This window comes from Desulfogranum aggregans (genome assembly GCF_055398265.1).
The window spans coordinates 2,777,587-2,794,938 of record NZ_AP042447.1; the positions used below are offsets into that span (position 1 = coordinate 2,777,587).

The following is a 17,352-nucleotide window of genomic DNA, read 5'->3' on the forward strand; positions in this document are numbered from 1 at the left end:
CGTCTTCCCTGAAACGATATACCCGCATGGTTACATCTTCCACTGCTCTTCCAGGTAATCAAGACCGCTGTGGTTGGTCACATCCAACTGAATCGGGGTCACGGAAACATACCCATGGCGCACCGCCGACTCGTCCGTATTCTCTCCACCTGACCAGTGCACGGTTCCACCGCCGATCCAATAATGCTTTTTTCCCCACGGATCAAAGGTTTCCTGGATAGCATCCTTGTATACCCGTCTTCCCTGGCAGGTAAAACGGATTCCGGAAATTTGCCCGGCCGGCAACTGTGGAATATTGATATTCAGTAAACTGCCGGGCGGCAGCTTGAAGGCCAGCGCCATGGAAGCGAGCTTCCAGGCAACACCGGCAGCCACATCAAAATTATAGGGGTGATTTCCCGCCAGGGAGAAGGCCAGCGAGGGGATGGCATACATTGTCCCTTCGATGGCTGCGGACACCGTTCCGGAATAACTGATGTCATCACCCAGGTTTGCTCCAGGATTGATGCCGGAAACAATCAAGGCCGGCTGGCGGGGCAACAGCTTGTTCAGGGCAATAGTGACGCAGTCGGTCGGGGTGCCGTCCAGGGTGTAGACATCGTCCTCCAGCTGCTCAACCCGCAACGGCCTGCGCATGGTTATAGAATGACTGACAGCCGAGTTGTCCTGCTCCGGGGCAACCGTCACCACTTGACCCAGAGGAGCCACGGCCTCGCGCAGTGCCTTGAGCCCAGGGGCATTTACCCCGTCATCGTTGGTCACCAGAATAAGCGGTTGCTTCATTGTATTAGCTCTCCACCTGCGTTCGGACCGCAGCAAGAAACTCCTGAATCCGTTTGGCGTTGGCGCCAAAATCGCTCACCCCCACCCGGGAAGCGGATCGAACGTCTACCCGGCTGCCGGCATCGGTGGCCGTAACCCGGACAACCACGTCATCCTGAAAACGAAAAACAGCCGTCGTGGCAACGGCCTCAATCCTGCCGGCATCGGGATCTTGAGCCACCACTTCCCACCCCAAACGCTTGGCTGTTTCCAGACAGGCAGCATAGACCATGGGGACTGCCGCTCCAGACAGATACGGTTTTACCTGCGGATAGGCCGCCTCCTGCTGCGCTGCCACCTCGCCGCCCGGGTACTGCACACTATTCTGCTCCGGTTTCCTGGCTGCGGCAAGCACGGTGAAGGCGGGCGGGTTGACGGTATCAGTGGAGATGTCGTGTATCGGCGGCACGCCCCTGCTCTTTACCCCTAACACCAGCAGCGCTGCCAGCGGCAGGAGCGACAGGGCCACCGCCTTAACGCAGTGACCAGCGCCGTCGTGGTTTCCCTGCCTGAATTGCAGATACAAATACAGCAGGCTGAAAAAACCGATGACACCCATCAGCAAGCTGGCCACAGCCAGAGCAAGGAGCGCAGGACGCCAGGAAAGCAGGCTATACCTCAAGGCGAACACCCCTACGCCAAGGGCAAGCAAGAGTGCTGCCTGGCAAACCACCAGCCATCGGGTCCACCGTCCACTGCTCATTTTTTTACCTCGTTCTTGATCAAATAGTCGCGACCAGCAAACGGCACACCACAGGTGTCGACACCTTGCTGAAAAAAAGCGGCGGTTGCTTGCAACCTCACTTTCTGTTTCCTATAATCACCTACAGGGGAGAAAGACATCCCCCTCATGCACGACAGACCGCCGATGTAATCGATGGCCATACCCAGCGAAAACAGCCGCGGCAACGGCTGCCGATCGCTGAAAGCCACCATCTCCCACTATACTTAAGGCCGGAACGCTTTGCAACTTCCCGCTGCCAGCACCATATGTCCGATGCAAAAGGGTCACTGATCCTCAAATCCATCACTTCTCAGGAGCAGGAGGACGAGATTGTCGCCTACCTGCAAAAATATGCAAAAAACATCCCGCCAGAGGAGATACCCCAACTGCTGAGCAACTTGCCGATAGTGCTCTCCAGAAATGTTCCTGAACAGGTGGGAAGGAGGGTGGCGGCGGAACTGCGTCGACTCCATGCGGAAGTCGCTTTTCTCCCTGCCCCAGTGCAAGCGGCACCCAGCCCCTCTGCCGAGGAAAAGGATAATACTCAGGGAGAGGTCGGAGATGGCATAAATGGTCAGCGATCTATGGCCAGGAACCAGCTCTCCCGGTTGTACGGTCTGCTCCCTTCACGAGCCCTGGCCCGATTCAAGGAACTGCTCCTTCTCCTCTCCCTCCTGGCCATCGCCTGGCTGCTGAACTATACCGTAGCCTCCCAGTACCTTTTACTTGGTTTCTACAGTCTGCCTTCGGTTTTTGCCGCCTATTCCTTTGGCAGACGTCACGCCGTGCTCACTGCTTTTGCCAGCATCCTTCTGGTCAGCCTGATCTACCTGATCAATCCCCACCGATTTGATACTTCCGACCCTGTGGGCCTGGGAGGAGCCAACCAGTGGTACCATTTGATTTCCTGGGGCTGTATCCTCCTGGTCACCGCCTACGCCATGGGCACCCTCTACGAAAAACTCCAGGAGAGAGTCAATGAGCTACGTCATACCTACCAGGGTATTCTCTTTATTCTCAGACACTTCATCACCCAGGACGAGTATGCGGAAAGCCACTGTTTTCGGGTATCTATTTACGCAGTAAAGATTGCCACTGCCATGGGGTTGGCGCCGGAACACATCGAGGATATCCGTTCGGCCGCCCTGCTCCACGATCTCGGCAACCTGCAGGTTAAACGCAACATCCTGCAAAAGGCGGCCTCCCTCATCCAGGAAGACAACAACAGCGCCCGCGAAACCTCCACCCGAAAGGATGACATTGCACTCCCCGACAACCTGAGAGGTCCACTGAAAAAGATACTGCCCATGCTCCTGGGGCAGCACCGTGCCTATACAGCCCGAAACCGTCGCCAGAATGAAGAGGTGCTCCCCATGGGCGCAGCGATCCTGGCGGTAGCAGACCGCTACGACGAACTCATCCACGAGCGCTTTTACTCGGAACCCACCCCCGAATGGAACGCCCGCGAGGTCATCCTCAGCCATGCGGGAAAGGATTTCGACCCTGAAGTGGTCCACGCCTTTTCCGCCGCCTTTGAGCGGGGGGAAATGACCATACCCGACCTGCTCGCCTGACAACGCGGCCCGCCACGCTCAAGACGCCCCCTGTTCGCCGCCCACGTCCCTTACCGTGGAGTCCTCTCCCCAGCGACTGTTTTCAAAGCGTTGGATCTGTTCCATGTAGTAACGCCTGTTGCCGGGATCAAGCCGAATGGCCTTGACGGCCGTGGCCACTGCATCTTCAACAAGGCCATTGGCCCAGAAGGCCGTGGCCAGCGTGTCAAGAATAAATCCCTGTTCATTGAGCAGTGCCGCTGTTCTCGCCAGGGTCAGTGCCCTTTCGGGATCTCGCAGGGAAGTATCCTTGGCGGTGAGCAATAGCCAGGCCAGATTGTTATTCACCTCGGCGCTGGTGGGCTTGAGCTTGAGGGCCTGTTCATACGCCTCTACCGCCTCGCCTTCCATCTGCCGGCTTTGCATGAGGTCGCCAAGCAATATCGGCCATAGACTGTTGCCCGGCTCCTGACGTGATTTCTGTAAAAGCACGGCCTCGGCGTATTTTACCTCATACCCTGCAGAGAGCTCTTGGAGATCAAGCTGCCGCGCTCCAACGGCGAGCGCGACAATACAGGTAAAGTAGACTGCCAAGGTGGCATACACCTTTTTATCATGCCGGGAAATAACTGAGCGGTCCTGTTCGCACCGCTCAAGAAACCCAATCCGCTCACCGAGTCCGAAATGGTGCCAGTTTTTTTCTTCCCTACGGGTGCCGGTCAAAAGGGATATCTTTTCAAAAGACGAACACAGGTACGCTCCCGTTCCCTGGGCCTTAAAGACAAAGGCATCGGCCTGGCGCTCAAAGTTCCTGATAAAAAAACCAAACACGAAACGAAAATAGACAATCAGCAGCACCAGCAGCGGTATGGCGCCAAGGATACCGAGCAACGCGTCCGGCGACAGGGTAAATTTTTCCAGCAGCCAGTAATAGGTATCGCTGGAGAGAATAAGATGCGGAACCGGAGTAGCCAGTGCACCGGCGAGCAGACTGAACCCGAGAAACAGCAGGACATACAGCACTAGGTGCCGGTGGCGCACGTGGCCGATCTCGTGGGCAAGTACACTCTCCAGTTCTCTTTCATCCAGGGCTTCCAGCAGCGCCGGAGTCACCAACAGGTAGCGAAACCCCGGAATAATGCCCATTATCCCGGCCGTAACCACCTGGCCTTCGAAGAGCGGCCAATAGAGGATCGGTGAATTGAACCCCTGCGTTTGACAAAAGGCACGGATCCTCTCCAGCAAAGGTCCATCAGGCATTGGCTTACAATCCCACAGGAGGCGGACCAACGGCGGAAAGAACACCACCAGAAAACAGACAAAGAGCGCAAACAACACCAGGTCACCCCACGGCGAGGCGATCAACTGGCGCAATGCGGGAAACGGCAGCAGCAGCAGTATATCAAAACTCAGGGAAAGCAGCAGCCAGGGAAGAACAATGGGTAGATTGATCTTAATATTGTTCAGCACAAAGCCAAAGGACGTATACCGACGGTGAAACAGTTGTTCGTAGAGCGGTCTGGCCTGGAGCCACATCGTACAAAAAAGCAGCATGAACACACTCAAACCGGCAAGGTTTTCCACTGCCGGCAGGCGACCGCCAAAGGACAGGGGCTGAAGAAAGAACTTGAGGTCAAACAGGTATACCCACAGAAGAAAACAGCCAACGGCCAGCAACGAGAGCTTTCGCTCAATAGAAAAATACCGGACAGAGGATGCATTGAGCGCTGCACGGTACAGCCTCCGGGCAACGGCGCGAAACCCCACAAGCAGTCCGGCAAAACCGGCAACGGCTGCCCACCAGGGAAGCCAGGGTGCGGTCGGCGCAGTAGCTGTGGAGTAGCTGAAAATGGCCACCAGAAAATAGATCAGGTTATTGTAGAGCATACCTTTCCTTGTGCGCCTGCTCTTTCTCCGGTTTTTACCGAAAAAACACTTGACGCAATTATTTTTTTTGGTATTATTTTTCGTTTACTGACATTTTGGGGCCTATAGCTCAGTTGGCTAGAGCCACCGGCTCATAACCGGTCGGTCCCTGGTTCGAGTCCAGGTAGGCCCACCATTTTTTCGGAAAGCTACACCCTTTTCAGCATTTGAAGACAACCAGCGGCTTGCGAAAAATTTTGCTGACGCGCTCAGCAAGGCATTGTACTCCAATTGTCTATCAAGAGGTACACCCTACAAGGTGTGCCTCTTTTTCTTTATAGAGTAATACATGGCGCCAACGGTTCAAGAACTAATCAAAATTCTACAACAAATTGCACCGGAGTCACTGGCCGAGGAGTGGGACAACGTCGGCCTCCTGGTCGGCAGACCGGACCAGAGGGTCCACCGGGCACTCCTTGCTCTCGACCCCACCCCCACCCTCATCGCCCAGGCCGCTTCTCTCGGCTGCGATGTCATCCTGACTCATCATCCTGCTATTTTTCGCCCCCTCTCCTCCATTCGTACAGATCATCCCATCGGTCAGTTCATCGCTCTTGCCCTGCAGAGCGAGATTGCCGTCATCGGCTGTCATACCAACCTGGATGCTGCTATCGGCGGCGTCAGTGATGTGCTGGCGGAACAGCTGGGCCTGTCCGATACGCTCCCGCTGGTCGCCAGTTCCGCCGAAGGCGGTTGCGGCCTGGGCAGAATAGGCACCTACCCCGTTCCGCTGCCAGCTGAAGCGTTTGTCACCAGGTTGATCCAAGCTATTGCCCCGCCCTGGTTACTGGAAGCGGGCCCCAGGCCGCCCCAGGTAACGACGGCAGCCGTGTGCGGTGGCTCATGCGGCGATTTTGCCGAGCTCGCCCGATCTGCAGGAGCAGATGTCTTTGTCACCGCAGAGATCAAGCATTCGGTGGCACGCTGGGCAGAGGATGCAGGGTTCTGGATCATCGACGGAGGCCACTTTGCCACCGAAAACCCGGCGATGACCATCTTTAAGGAACGCCTTGAGGAGGCCATTTCCGCTGCAGGCATTACCATTGCCGTTACCGCCGCTCATCAGGAAACGCCATTGCGGCTTACCCCGGAATCACTTCCAGCTGCAGCGAGGAGCGGACGCACCGAGCCGTCAGCAGGAAGAGACGTATAATGAACCACAGTTAGAGCCTCCCGTAGGCTACCAAGGAGCACACCATTGAAAGAAGAAATCCAAAAATTGATCGACCTGCAGGAAATAGATTCAGAAATTGCCGGGTTTGATACCGCCATTGCCAGCAAGGAACAGATCCTGGTCGACCGAGAGCAGTCCATCGAGGAAAAAACGGCAGCTATCGCTGCCTGTCACGAAAAGACCGAATCGCTGCTCCAGTTGCAACGGGAAACCGCAGCGGAAAACGAAGACGCAGGGGGACGCATTAAGGACCGGCAGAACAAAATGATGCAGGTACAGACCAGCCGCGAGCACCAGGCCCTGCTCAAGGAAATAGAAGAAAACAAGCGGCTGCTCAAGGAAACAGAAGAAAAAGGTCTGCTGATCATGGAGCAGATTGAGGCGGTCCAAGCTGAAGCAGAAGAGCTGGAAAACCTCTGTAGCGGTGAAAAAAAGCTCCTTGAGGAAGAAAAAACGGACGTTGAGAAAGAAATTAAGAAAATCGACGCCAACCGAAAAAAAGTCAACGGAAAACGTGAGACACTGGCCGAAGAGCTCAAAGCTGTTTCCCTCAAGCGCTACAACATGCTGCTCAAAAAGCGCGACGGCTTGGCAGTGGTACCGGCAATTGACAGCGTCTGCCAGGGGTGTTTCATGACCATCCCGCCTCAGCAGTTCAACGAGATTCGCAAAGGCGATAAACTCAACCTTTGCCCGAACTGCCAGCGCATCCTCTACTACCGAGTCAAAGAAGAGGAAGTAGTTGTCGAAGAATAATCGCCCTACCAGGGAACAGGTGCTGCGCACCCTGGCACAACACCTGGACGACGCTTTGCTGATTCAGCTTTTCCCCGGCGCCTCGCCCGGAACAATTCGCGAGATCATCGCTGAAGCCGATTCGGCGACTTCCACCACCAGGCAGGAACCTGCGGCATCCTCCTCTTCTGCGGCTCCCGCTACCCCCGGAAGGTGCAGGCTCTTTACCGATGGCGCTTCGCGGGGGAACCCCGGTCACGCGGGCGCAGGTGCGGTGCTGTTTGGTGCAGACGGATCCGAACTGGCTGCTCGTTCCTCCTATCTCGGGACCTGCACCAACAATGTTGCCGAATACAAGGCACTGCTTATCGGCCTGCAATCCGCACGCGACCTTGGTTGCCGTTCATTGGAGATCTTCCTGGATTCAGAATTGATCGTCCGCCAGATCCAGGGGCGCTACAAAGTGAAAAACGCGGCATTGAAACCCTTGTTTGACCAGGTGCAAACCTATCTGGTCGACCTTGACGAGTGGCGCGTACGTCACGTGCCGAGAGCACAAAACGCCCGTGCCGACGCCCTGGCCAACAAAGGTATTGATCAGCGAGAACAAAAGGTATAGGGTAGCTCAACCTGAGGGGGTGAGTGCATGATCGCTCCGCGGCTGCGGAGAGGAAAGTCCGAACACCGCAGGGCACGGTGGTTCGTAACACGAACCTCAGGCAACTGAGGGAAAGTGCCACAGAAAACACACCGCCGATGGGATGTTGTACATCCACAGGCAAGGTTGAAAAGGCGAGGTAAGAGCTCACCGCTTTCATGGTGACATGAAAGGCAGGGTAAACCCCACCGGGTGCAAGACCAAATAGGGAAGTGCTTGAGGGCGGCCCGCTCAATACTTCCGGGTAGGTTGCACGAGGCAGCAGGCGACTGCTGTCCCAGCTAAATGATCATGGCCCATCCTCGATGGGAACAGAATTCGGCTTATAACTCACCCCCTTTTTTTTATCCCGTGACCCCTTCAAATATTTCTCCATACCCACCTTCCGCCGTCATCATTCCTGCAGCCGGAACCGGCTCAAGGATGGGTGCAGACCGTCCCAAACAGTTTCTCCTGCTGCAAGGCGTACCTCTGCTCGTCCGCACCTGCAGACAATTCCTTCCCCTCCAGGCGATTCAGTACCTGATGATCGTTGTTCACCCTGACCATGAACAGGAGACGAGAAGCCTGCTGAAGCAATGGCTCCCCAGGCACCAGCACCACCGGCTGCTTTTTACCGTCGGCGGCGAGCGCCGACAGGACTCGGTCCTTGCCGGGCTCAACACCCTCCCACCGGACGTGGAGCTCGTGCTAGTTCACGACGGTGCCCGCCCCTTCATCGATGAGGCAACCATTCTTCGCACCATGGACGGCGCCCTTGCGCATGGGGCGGCCATAGCAGCGATTCCGGTCAAAGACACCCTTAAACGGATTGCAGCAGCAGCCATCAGCGCCACTGTCGACAGGTCCGGGCTGTGGCAGGCCCAAACCCCGCAGACAGTACGCAGAAGCCTCCTGGCCGAGGCCTTCGCCCACGCCGACCGCACCGGTTTTCAGGGCACCGACGAGGCCTCCCTGCTCGAACACCATGGAACAACGGTCGCAGTTGTAGACGGAAGCGAACAAAATATGAAAGTTACCCGCCCGGACGATCTGATCCTGGCTGAACAACTCCTGCAACGAAAAAATACTATGAAGATCGGCCACGGATACGACGCCCACCGGCTTGTCAGCCACCGCCAATTGATTCTCGGCGGGGTTGAAATCGATTATCACCTGGGCCTTGAAGGGCACTCCGATGCCGATGTGGTCAGCCACGCCCTCACTGATGCCCTGCTCGGAGCAATGGGCGCAGGAGACATCGGACAACATTTTCCTGACAACGACAACCGCTACAAAGACATTTCCAGCCTTCTCCTGCTGGAACAGGTTGCGGCCCTGGCCAACCGGCAAGGCCTGTACCTGGGCAATGCCGATGTCACCATCATTTGTCAACGGCCCCGTTTGGCTGCCCACCTCACTGCAATGCGAGAAAATCTTGCCCGCAGCTGCAGCTGTCCGAAGGAGGCGGTAAACATTAAAGCCACCACTACTGAAAACATGGGATTTACCGGCCGCGGTGAAGGAATCGCCGCCCATGCGGTGGTCCTTTTGGAGGCAAAAGAAAATGGAAATTAATCGAGAGCGACTGGCCGCCACTTTTACCCGTCTGTGTGAAACTGACAGCCCCTCACGGGAGGAGGGTCAGGTCAAAAACCTGCTGGAGAAACTGTTCGCCGAACTGGGCGCAGCAGAAATTATAGAAGACGATTCCGCTGCCGTTACCGGCGCCGAATGCGGCAACCTGCTCGTTCGATTCAATGGCACGCTTGACCGGGAACCGATCTTTTTCAGCTGCCACATGGATACGGTTGAACCGGCCAGAGGGGTCAAGGTGCAGCGCCAAGGCGATCGGTTCACCAGTGCCGGCACGACGGTCCTGGGAAGCGACGACAAATCAGGCCTTGCGGCCTGCCTGGAACTGATGGCGCTCCTCAAAGAGAGCGGTACCCCGCACCGCCCGTTGGAATTCGTCATCACCACCTGCGAGGAAATCGGACTCCTCGGTGCCAAAGCCTTTGATCCGTCGCTTCTCCGCGCTCCGGAGGGGTATGCCCTGGACTCAACCGGTTTTGCCCGGGTGATAACCCATGCACCGGCAGCCAACCGGATAACCATTACCGTCAGTGGAATTGCGGCCCATGCCGGCCTCCACCCGGAATGGGGGGTCAATGCCATCAGGCTTGCCGCCAAGGCGCTTTCCGCCTGCCCGTGCGGCCGCATTGATCATGAAACCACCGCCAATTTCGGCACGATTACAGGTGGAGCTGCCTCGAACATTGTTCCGGAAGAGGTCGTCATTGCTGGCGAAGTCCGCAGCCATGATCCAGCAAAGCTCGAACAGGTGACCCGGGAGATAATCGAGACCTGCGAGAAGACGGTGGCAGCGTGGAATGACCCCAGCGGAGAGGCAAAGGGGCGGCCAGCCGTCAAGGTGGACGTTAGCGCCGATTTTCCTGTCATGCAGCTTGAGCGGGAAAGCCGGGTGCTTCAGCGCATCGAACAGGCTGCCGGGCGTATCGGCATGGAACTGATCTACGAGCGGGCCGGCGGCGGCAGTGATGCCAACATCTTCAACGGTTACGGGCTGCCCACCGCCATCATCGCCACCGGAATGACCAATGTTCACTCTACTGAGGAATATTGCGACCTGGAGGATATGGTAGGGCTGACCCGTTTACTGTTCAGTCTGGCGACAGCGTCCGTCCTGTAAGGGCTCGTTGTGTGCTCTTAACAGAAGAACTAGGCAAAAAAGATACGCCCCGGGGCGTCATCGGCAATGGCCTCCCCGATAATGGCACACGCCAAAGGATATTCTTCGGCAGCCAGGAGGGAAACCAGCCGCTCGGCTGCTTCCGGAAGCATGGACAACAGCAGCCCGCCGGAGGTCTGCGGGTCGTAACCGACCATTTCCAGTGAGTCCATTTCGCCGAGACTGCTGATCACCCACTGGTTGTAAAAGTTGCGATTGGTGTACGCCCCTTCCGGGATAATCCCCATGTCCGCAAAATCGATGACATCCGGAAGGATCGGCAGACTTACGGCCCTGATCCGCATACTGACGCCGCTTCCTTCAGCCATCTCGTGCAGGTGTCCGAAAAGGCCGAACCCGGTGATATCGGTTGCTGCATGCAGCACATCGCGAATATCCGCATGGGCCGTTGCGCACTCCATGGGTTGGCGATTGAGCATGGCCATGGCAGCAACAATGGTTTGCTCGGTGAGAGCCGTTCCCAATCCCCCTTTGACGGCCGTGGAAAGAATACCGGTGCCCAGCGGCTTGGTCAGCACCAGCGCATCGCCCGGACGAGCACCGCTGTTGAGCAACAGGTCGCGGGGGTGCACCAATCCGGTAACCGACAGCCCGTATTTCAACTCCTGATCTTCCACTGAATGCCCTCCCACGAGCAGGGCGCCGGCCTCTTTTACTTTTGACAGCCCCCCCTCGACAACTGCCCTGAATACCTCATCAGCCATCTCCTTGACCGGACAGGCCAGGATATTCATGCACAGCAGCGGCTTCCCTCCCATGGCATAGACATCGGACAGGGCATTGGCAGCCGCAATTTGCCCAAAACTGTAGGGATCATCGACAATGGGGGTGAAAAAATCCAGGGTCTGGATCAGGGCGGTTGTCGGATTGAGCAGAAACACTCCTGCGTCTTCGTTGTTCTGTGCGCCAACGATCAACCGTTCGTCCTGGGGCAGATCAAGTCCGCAGAGTATTCGGCCCAGGTCCCCTGGGCCAAGTTTAGCCGCTCAGCCAGCCGCCTGAACAGTCTGGGTCAATTTGGTCATTGTGCATCTATCCTGAAAACTGGTTCTTCTGGTACTGTCCTGATACTGTCATCCTGCACGGCACGGTAACCATGATGGAAAGCTCTGGCAACCGGAGAGAGCCGTGCCGCCCTGAGTGGCACCATACACGGCTATGGTCCGGCAGACCACATTTTTCCCTGGCCGGCAGGCCGGCGCAGCCGCTCCCTGGGGAGGGAAAAGACAGGTAGACGACAGCGGTTCCCTATTATTTGCGGCAAATCGACCCATATTCCCTTGAAAAAAATGTTGTAATCTGTTTGTACATAGTGCTTTGAGGCAGTTGCTTCCACTTGTTTTTGCGTCTGAGGCACAAGGAATTGTTCTTTGTGCCTTTCAATTTTGCATCCACTGCCTCCCAGCATCCGTATAATCTCTCGCCATGAGTACACCAGATTCACGCTTTTCCAGTACATTTCCCACTGATAAACCACGCCATGAATGCGGCATCTGCGGCATTTACGGACACGAGGACGCTGCCAAGCTGACCTATTTCGGCCTCTATGCCCTGCAGCATCGCGGCCAGGAGAGCGCGGGCATCGTCGCCTCCAACGGACAGCGGGTGGCTATCCATAAAGATATGGGCCTGGTTCCCGAAGTCTTCACCGAACAAACACTCCAGCGGCTCTCCGGCCACATGGCCGTCGGCCATGTCCGATACTCCACCACCGGGGAATCCAATGTGATCAACACCCAGCCGTTTCTTGTCAACTACAAGGGCAACCCCTTGAGTGTTGCCCATAACGGCAACCTCACCAACTCCATTTCCCTTCGCCAGCGGCTTGAGCAGGAAGGCTCGATCTTCCAGACTTCCATGGATAGTGAGATTGTGGTCCACCTCATGGCCAGGTACATGGAGCGGGGCCTGAATGAAGCCATAAAACAGACCTTTACCGAGATCAAAGGAGCCTACTCACTCCTGCTCATGACCAAGGATACCATGATTGCCGTGCGCGACCCCCATGGGTTCAGACCGTTGTGCCTGGGCAAGCTCAACAACGGTTCCTATGTGGTGGCCTCAGAGACCTGCGCCCTGGACCTTATTGAAGCCGAATATCAGCGGGAGATAGAGCCCGGAGAGGTGCTGATCGTCAATAAGGACGGCATAGATTCCCTCTTTCCCTGGGAACCATGCCGGTCAAGCTACTGCATCTTTGAACACGTTTATTTTGCTCGTCCGGACAGTGACGTCTTCGGGTTCAATGTTTACCGGGCACGAAAACGAATGGGCGAGATTCTTGCCAGGGAAGCCAACATCGATGCGGACTTTGTGATGCCGTTTCCCGACTCTGGCAATTATGCGGCCATCGGCTACTCCAATGCCTCCGGCATCCCCCTGGAGATGGGCATGATCCGCAACCACTATGTCGGTCGAACCTTTATCCAGCCAACCCAGTCCATGCGTGATTTCAGCGTGCGGGTTAAACTCAATCCCGTGCGCTGCCTGCTGCGCAACCGGCGGGTCATCATTGTCGAGGATTCGATCATTCGCGGCACCACCGGCCGCAGTCGGGTAAAAAGTCTGCGTCAGGTCGGGGCAAAAGAGGTACATATGGTCGTCAGCTGTCCCCCGACCCGGCATGGATGCTATTACGGCATCGACTTTCCCTCCTCCGACAAGCTGGTGGCTGCCGGCAACAGTGTGGAAGAGATCAGGGATTACCTTGGCCTTGACTCGTTGACCTACCTCAGTGTTGACGGTCTGGTTGAAGCCACCGGCCTGGGCAAAGACAGCTTCTGCCTGGCCTGCTTCACGGGTAATTATCCGATTCTTCCGGATAAAAACTTCACCAAGGATGCCTTCTCCAATCGGGAATGATCCTCTCATTGTCCTCCGACAGACAATGGAGTATACTTTTTCCCGTCAGGAATGCAATCTTCCGTCAGCGGTATCAACCTGCCGCTGACGGGCGTGCATCGGAGTCCCCATGAAAATACTTATTGATACCTACCTGTGCAGCGCCTGTAAAACCTGCATAGAGATGTGCCCGGATGTTTTTGAACTCAATCAACATACCGGCAAGGTAGAGCTGATTGATCCTGATCAGGAAGTGACCGATGCCATTCGCGAGGCAGCTGCCTATTGCCCCGAAAAATGCATCGAAATTAAGGAATGACTTCACCGACCACTTGATCAGAAAAAGCGTTGAGGCGCCTTAGAGGGCCGTGCGGTGTTCTTCCGTGTTCAAGGGGCAGCACATCCAGCAGGGCTTTTCAGTCGCCGTCGCAGTCAGGTTCCAACATAAGGAGGCCTTTTATGGATCCCGCAACCCTCATCCCCACTCCGGATGCCATACCTGTTCACTGGAGCTGGTTCCGCATCCTGCTTCTTGTCACCTTCACCATGCATATCCTGCTCATGAACGCAATGCTGGGGACGGTGTTCATTGCCGCGGTCAACCATCTGCTGCGTGACGGCGGAGCGATTCCGCCTACTGAAGCGGTTGCCGACAAACTCCCCTTTTCCATTGCCTTTGCCGTCAACTTCGGCGTTGCACCACTGCTTTTTGTCCAGGTAATCTACGGTCACCTGGTGTATGCCAGCTCCATCCTGATGGGGACGTTCTGGCTGTCCGTCATCGGATTGCTGATCGCGGCCTACTACCTTGCCTACCTCTATAAATACAACCACCATCGTCTGCAAGGCGGCCGCTTTCTGCTTGCCGGCTCCATTACCGCCCTGTTGCTGGTGATCGGTTTCTTTTTCAGCAACAACTTTACCCTGATGCTTCATCCGGAAACATGGGTGCGGTATTTTGATCGTCCCTCCGGTTTTCTCCTCAACCTGGCCGACCCCACCATCTGGCCCCGGTATCTGCACTTCATGACTTCGGCGGTCGCTGTCGGCGGTCTGAGTATTGGGCTCTACTTCTCCTACAGACAAAAGAAGGGTGACCAGGAAGCCGCCCGCTGGGTCGGGTACGGGTGCCGGTGGTTTGCCTATGCCACCTTTGCCAACTTCGCTATCGGCGCCTGGTTCCTCGGGTCCCTCCCCAGGGGCCTGGTCACCATGCAATCCATACCCGGCATCTTTTTTCTCGTTTTTCTCGGAGCCGGTATTGTGGCCGCGGTGATCGCCGTTCTCCTCGCGCTCAGTACCCGGGTACTTCCTGCCTTGTATGCTCTGCTGACCGCGATTATTTTCATGATTCTCACCAGAGACATGCTGCGTACCCTCTACCTGCAACCCTGGTTTTCCCCGAGTGAGCTCACTGTGGAGCCTGCCTACAGTCCGCTGGTCGTTTTTCTTCTGTTTTTCGCCGGCGGCGTCCTGATCATTGCCTGGATGTTGCGCCTGGCCTTTTCCGGAACCGACAAGCAGGAGGTACAGTCATGAACTACCCTGTCTGGCAGCTGGATTTTTTAGGCGGTGGCCTGCTGATTGCCGCCATTGCCGTTTTCCATGTCTATATTTCCCATTTTGCCGTGGGCGGCGGCCTGTTTCTCGTCCTCACCGAACTCAAAGCCTATCGGGATAATGACTCCGCCATGCTGGAGTATGTCCGAAAACATACCGCGTTCTTCCTGTTGATCACCATGGTGGCCGGCGGCATCACCGGGGTCGGGATTTGGTTTACCATTTCCCTGCTCCAACCAGCGGCAACATCGGTACTGATCCATACCTTTGTCTTTGGCTGGGCCTCGGAATGGGTCTTTTTCGTGATTGAAATAGTCGCCCTGTTCATCTACTACTATGGCTTCCGCACCATGCAGCGGCGGCACCACCTGATCATCGGCTGGATCTACTTTGGCGCAGCCTGGATGTCGCTGTTCATTATCAACGGCATCATCGATTTTATGCTCACTCCCGGCAGCTGGGTAGAAAACCGTAATTTCTGGTCTGGCTTTTTTAACCCCACCTTCTGGCCGGCATTGGCCTTTCGGACCTTTTTCGCCCTGCTCATTGCCGGGCTTTTTGGATTTGTTACGGCCACGTGGAGCAAAAACAGCACGCTGCGCATTACCATGACCCGTTTTGCCGCCTTGTGGCTGCTCATACCGTTTGTTCTGTTTCTCTTTTCCGCCTTCTGGTACAAAGCAGCTCTGCCGCCGCAGGTACACCAGATGCTGTTTGAGCAGATGCCGGCCATGACGCCCTACATCAAGGGATTTATTTGGATATCGCCGATACTGGTGTTTGGCGGCCTCCTGCTGGCCATTCGCCTGCCCAGAGCCGTCACTCGCCCCATTGCTCTGGTCATGCTGTTCATAGGACTCCTCTACATGGGGTCTTTTGAATTTCTGCGCGAAGGCGGCCGTAAACCGTATATCATCTACGACTACATGTACTCCAACGCCATCTATCCCGCTCAGGTAGAGGCTATCAACCAGCAGGGGCTCCTTACCACCGCCAAATGGAGCCGCCATGCCTCGATTACCGACGACAACCGGCTGGCGGCGGGGCGGGAGGTCTTTAATATTCTGTGTTCCTCCTGCCACAGCATTGGCGGCCCCATGCACGATATACAAAAAGCGACTGTCGGATTCACGCCTTCAGGATTAGACGCCATGATCAGCGGGCTCCAATATTTCCACCCCTACATGCCGCCTTTTGCCGGCACCGAGGAAGAGCGCTATGCACTGGCCTCCTTCATCGCCTTTGGCCTCAACGGCCGATCAGACGGGATGAGTCCTCTCACTCTTACCGAAAAGCAAGTGGACCTTCCGCCCTTTGACACCGAGACCGCTACCCATCTCCTGCTGGCCTGGAACACCCTCGGCATGCATACCTTCAGCGACACCTATGCCCATTGGGCGATGCAGCCGCCCGGCAACACCATACATGCCCAGCTGATTCTGCGGGGGGAAACTCCGGAGATAGTGACCGACGATGTTGTCCTTACCTATGCGGTGGAGCCTGCCTTTTCCACGCCATCGGAACAAGTGGACTTCTGGGACACGGCTGAAGTGCTTTTCGGCAAACGTCCGGAACCCAATATTGGACTGACCGGCAATGGGTTGCAGGGAACCATGCAGGTTGAAGATGGCTATTTCAGTGCCGAACAGCTGCCGGTAGTGCCCTACACCAGATCAGGTTATGATCCCTACCCGGTCGTCACCCTTGAGGCACGGGATGCAAGCGGAACTCTGCTCGCCCAGACCATGGTTACAGCTCCGGCAGCCACTGAAATGGGATGCAACCAGTGCCATGGCGGTCAATGGCGAGTTGAGGACAGGGCCGGTTTTACCTCGACCACTGCCCACAACATTTTAGTTGCCCATGACCGAATGAGCGGCACCGATCTTGCCGCTCTCGCGGCAGCGGGCGAACCCAAGCACTGCCGAAGCTGCCATGCCGAGCAGGCAGATGCAGCCGAGACCGGGGGCGTACTCAATCTCTCTGCCGCTATCCACGGATTTCATGCAGTCTACCTCAGCGGCCAGGGCGCGGAGTCGTGCGCCCTCTGTCACCCCTCATCTCCGGCAGGAGCAACGCAGAAGCTGCGCGGGATCCACAACGAGATCGGCCTGGATTGCACCAGCTGCCACGGGACCATGGAAGAGCACGCCCTCAGCCTGCTCAACGGGGAAAAAGCCGATGGCCGCAGCCATGCCCAAGGGCTGATCAGTCACCTTGAACAGGTGGCTACCATGGATAGCGGCGAAATTACTCCCCGTCGTCCCTGGATCGGTCAGCCTGACTGCCTCAACTGCCATGTGGATTTTGAGGCGCCGGAAACCGACATCACGCTCAATCAATGGACAACCGACGAAACCGAGCTGTACAGAAACCGAACCGATGACAGCGGCTCGATTCGCTGCGCCGCCTGTCACGGCAGCCCCCATGCCGTTTACCCTGCGGCCAATGATTACGGGGAGCAGGTACACAACCTCCAACCCCTGCAGTACCAGGGCAACACCCTACCCATCGGCTCCAACAGCAACTGCGCGGTGTGCCACACCATTGACATGGAGTATGAAATGCATCATCCCAATATGCTGCGCGAGTTTCGCAACCAGTAAG

General features: G+C 56.4%; 15 protein-coding genes, 1 tRNA gene and 1 other RNA gene. 12 read left to right on the forward strand and 5 right to left on the reverse strand.

Features of this window, described 5'->3' with window-relative positions; translation table 11 throughout:
• Positions 1-30 precede the first annotated feature (30 nt).
• Genes surE through ACZ52Z_RS12240 form a run of 3 tightly spaced genes read right to left on the reverse strand, consistent with a single transcriptional unit; the run spans position 31 to position 1,758 of the window.
• The gene (gene surE, locus ACZ52Z_RS12230; protein ID WP_464267063.1) at positions 31-783 is read right to left on the reverse strand and encodes a 5'/3'-nucleotidase SurE; all 753 of its coding nucleotides are present in this window, start codon (positions 781-783) and stop codon (positions 31-33) included.
• 4 nt (positions 784-787) lie between these two features.
• A complete protein-coding gene (locus tag ACZ52Z_RS12235) occupies positions 788-1,525 on the reverse strand; it encodes a DUF1499 domain-containing protein (RefSeq protein WP_464267064.1) in 738 nt (245 codons plus the stop codon).
• Positions 1,522-1,758, reverse strand: coding sequence for a hypothetical protein (locus ACZ52Z_RS12240; protein WP_464267065.1), 237 nt, complete (start codon positions 1,756-1,758; stop codon positions 1,522-1,524). The genes ACZ52Z_RS12235 and ACZ52Z_RS12240 overlap by 4 nt, the downstream gene beginning before the upstream one ends.
• A gap of 54 nt (positions 1,759-1,812) precedes the next feature.
• Here ACZ52Z_RS12240 and ACZ52Z_RS12245 point away from each other — a divergent pair, with 54 nt between their 5' ends.
• Positions 1,813-3,120, forward strand: a complete 1,308-nt coding sequence (locus ACZ52Z_RS12245; RefSeq protein ID WP_464267066.1) for an HD-GYP domain-containing protein — start codon at positions 1,813-1,815, stop codon at positions 3,118-3,120.
• A gap of 18 nt (positions 3,121-3,138) precedes the next feature.
• Here ACZ52Z_RS12245 and ACZ52Z_RS12250 read toward each other — a convergent pair whose 3' ends face one another.
• Positions 3,139-4,986 carry a M48 family metalloprotease gene (locus tag ACZ52Z_RS12250; RefSeq protein ID WP_464267067.1) on the reverse strand — a complete coding sequence of 616 codons (1,848 nt, stop codon included), beginning with the start codon at positions 4,984-4,986 and terminating at the stop codon, positions 3,139-3,141.
• Positions 4,987-5,084: 98 nt separating this feature from the next.
• Here ACZ52Z_RS12250 and ACZ52Z_RS12255 point away from each other — a divergent pair.
• The 7 genes from ACZ52Z_RS12255 (at position 5,085) to ACZ52Z_RS12285 (ending at position 10,284) form a co-directional block, all read left to right on the forward strand.
• Positions 5,085-5,161, forward strand: a tRNA-Ile gene (locus ACZ52Z_RS12255).
• A gap of 153 nt (positions 5,162-5,314) precedes the next feature.
• Complete coding sequence (locus ACZ52Z_RS12260) at positions 5,315-6,178, forward strand: Nif3-like dinuclear metal center hexameric protein (protein ID WP_464267068.1); 864 nt, start codon at positions 5,315-5,317, stop codon at positions 6,176-6,178.
• Between the two features lie 45 nt (positions 6,179-6,223).
• The gene (locus tag ACZ52Z_RS12265) at positions 6,224-6,955 is read left to right on the forward strand and encodes a zinc ribbon domain-containing protein (protein ID WP_464267069.1); all 732 of its coding nucleotides are present in this window, start codon (positions 6,224-6,226) and stop codon (positions 6,953-6,955) included.
• Entirely contained in the window at positions 6,942-7,553 is a 612-nt protein-coding gene (locus ACZ52Z_RS12270) for a ribonuclease HI family protein (protein WP_464267070.1), read from the forward strand. The genes ACZ52Z_RS12265 and ACZ52Z_RS12270 overlap by 14 nt, the downstream gene beginning before the upstream one ends.
• A gap of 15 nt (positions 7,554-7,568) precedes the next feature.
• An RNA gene (rnpB, locus tag ACZ52Z_RS12275) (RNase P RNA component class A) lies at positions 7,569-7,934 on the forward strand.
• 9 nt (positions 7,935-7,943) lie between these two features.
• A complete protein-coding gene (gene ispD, locus ACZ52Z_RS12280; protein ID WP_464267071.1) occupies positions 7,944-9,149 on the forward strand; it encodes a 2-C-methyl-D-erythritol 4-phosphate cytidylyltransferase in 1,206 nt (401 codons plus the stop codon).
• Positions 9,139-10,284 (forward strand): M20/M25/M40 family metallo-hydrolase, encoded by a 1,146-nt coding sequence (locus ACZ52Z_RS12285; protein WP_464267072.1) that lies wholly within the window; start codon positions 9,139-9,141, stop codon positions 10,282-10,284. Before ispD ends, ACZ52Z_RS12285 begins: the two co-directional genes overlap by 11 nt.
• A gap of 29 nt (positions 10,285-10,313) precedes the next feature.
• Here the strand turns inward: ACZ52Z_RS12285 and selD are convergent, their stop codons facing one another.
• Positions 10,314-11,369: a selenide, water dikinase SelD gene (gene selD, locus ACZ52Z_RS12290; protein WP_464267073.1), complete on the reverse strand. Its 1,056-nt coding sequence runs from the start codon at positions 11,367-11,369 to the stop codon at positions 10,314-10,316.
• 400 nt (positions 11,370-11,769) lie between these two features.
• Between selD and purF the strand changes: the two genes are divergently transcribed.
• The 4 genes from purF (at position 11,770) to ACZ52Z_RS12310 (ending at position 17,351) form a co-directional block, all read left to right on the forward strand.
• A complete protein-coding gene (purF, locus tag ACZ52Z_RS12295) occupies positions 11,770-13,206 on the forward strand; it encodes an amidophosphoribosyltransferase (RefSeq protein ID WP_464267074.1) in 1,437 nt (478 codons plus the stop codon).
• Positions 13,207-13,315: 109 nt separating this feature from the next.
• Positions 13,316-13,504 carry a ferredoxin gene (locus ACZ52Z_RS12300; protein WP_464267075.1) on the forward strand — a complete coding sequence of 63 codons (189 nt, stop codon included), beginning with the start codon at positions 13,316-13,318 and terminating at the stop codon, positions 13,502-13,504.
• 140 nt (positions 13,505-13,644) lie between these two features.
• Positions 13,645-14,724 (forward strand): hypothetical protein, encoded by a 1,080-nt coding sequence (locus tag ACZ52Z_RS12305; RefSeq protein WP_464267076.1) that lies wholly within the window; start codon positions 13,645-13,647, stop codon positions 14,722-14,724.
• Positions 14,721-17,351, forward strand: coding sequence for a cytochrome ubiquinol oxidase subunit I (locus ACZ52Z_RS12310; protein WP_464267077.1), 2,631 nt, complete (start codon positions 14,721-14,723; stop codon positions 17,349-17,351). Before ACZ52Z_RS12305 ends, ACZ52Z_RS12310 begins: the two co-directional genes overlap by 4 nt.
• The last annotated feature ends 1 nt before the right edge of the window (position 17,352 follow it).

Excerpts from the sequence above, each read along its gene's own strand:
- surE (WP_464267063.1), bottom strand. The coding sequence starts at position 783 with ATGAAGCAACCGCTTATTCTGGTGACCAACGATGACGGGGTAAATGCC.
- ACZ52Z_RS12235 (WP_464267064.1), bottom strand. The coding sequence starts at position 1,525 with ATGAGCAGTGGACGGTGGACCCGATGGCTGGTGGTTTGCCAGGCAGCA.
- ACZ52Z_RS12240 (WP_464267065.1), bottom strand. The coding sequence starts at position 1,758 with ATGGTGGCTTTCAGCGATCGGCAGCCGTTGCCGCGGCTGTTTTCGCTG.
- ACZ52Z_RS12245 (WP_464267066.1), top strand. The coding sequence starts at position 1,813 with ATGTCCGATGCAAAAGGGTCACTGATCCTCAAATCCATCACTTCTCAG.
- ACZ52Z_RS12250 (WP_464267067.1), bottom strand. The coding sequence starts at position 4,986 with ATGCTCTACAATAACCTGATCTATTTTCTGGTGGCCATTTTCAGCTAC.
- ACZ52Z_RS12260 (WP_464267068.1), top strand. The coding sequence starts at position 5,315 with ATGGCGCCAACGGTTCAAGAACTAATCAAAATTCTACAACAAATTGCA.
- ACZ52Z_RS12285 (WP_464267072.1), top strand. The coding sequence starts at position 9,139 with ATGGAAATTAATCGAGAGCGACTGGCCGCCACTTTTACCCGTCTGTGT.
- purF (WP_464267074.1), top strand. The coding sequence starts at position 11,770 with ATGAGTACACCAGATTCACGCTTTTCCAGTACATTTCCCACTGATAAA.
- ACZ52Z_RS12300 (WP_464267075.1), top strand. The coding sequence starts at position 13,316 with ATGAAAATACTTATTGATACCTACCTGTGCAGCGCCTGTAAAACCTGC.
- ACZ52Z_RS12305 (WP_464267076.1), top strand. The coding sequence starts at position 13,645 with ATGGATCCCGCAACCCTCATCCCCACTCCGGATGCCATACCTGTTCAC.
- ACZ52Z_RS12310 (WP_464267077.1), top strand. The coding sequence starts at position 14,721 with ATGAACTACCCTGTCTGGCAGCTGGATTTTTTAGGCGGTGGCCTGCTG.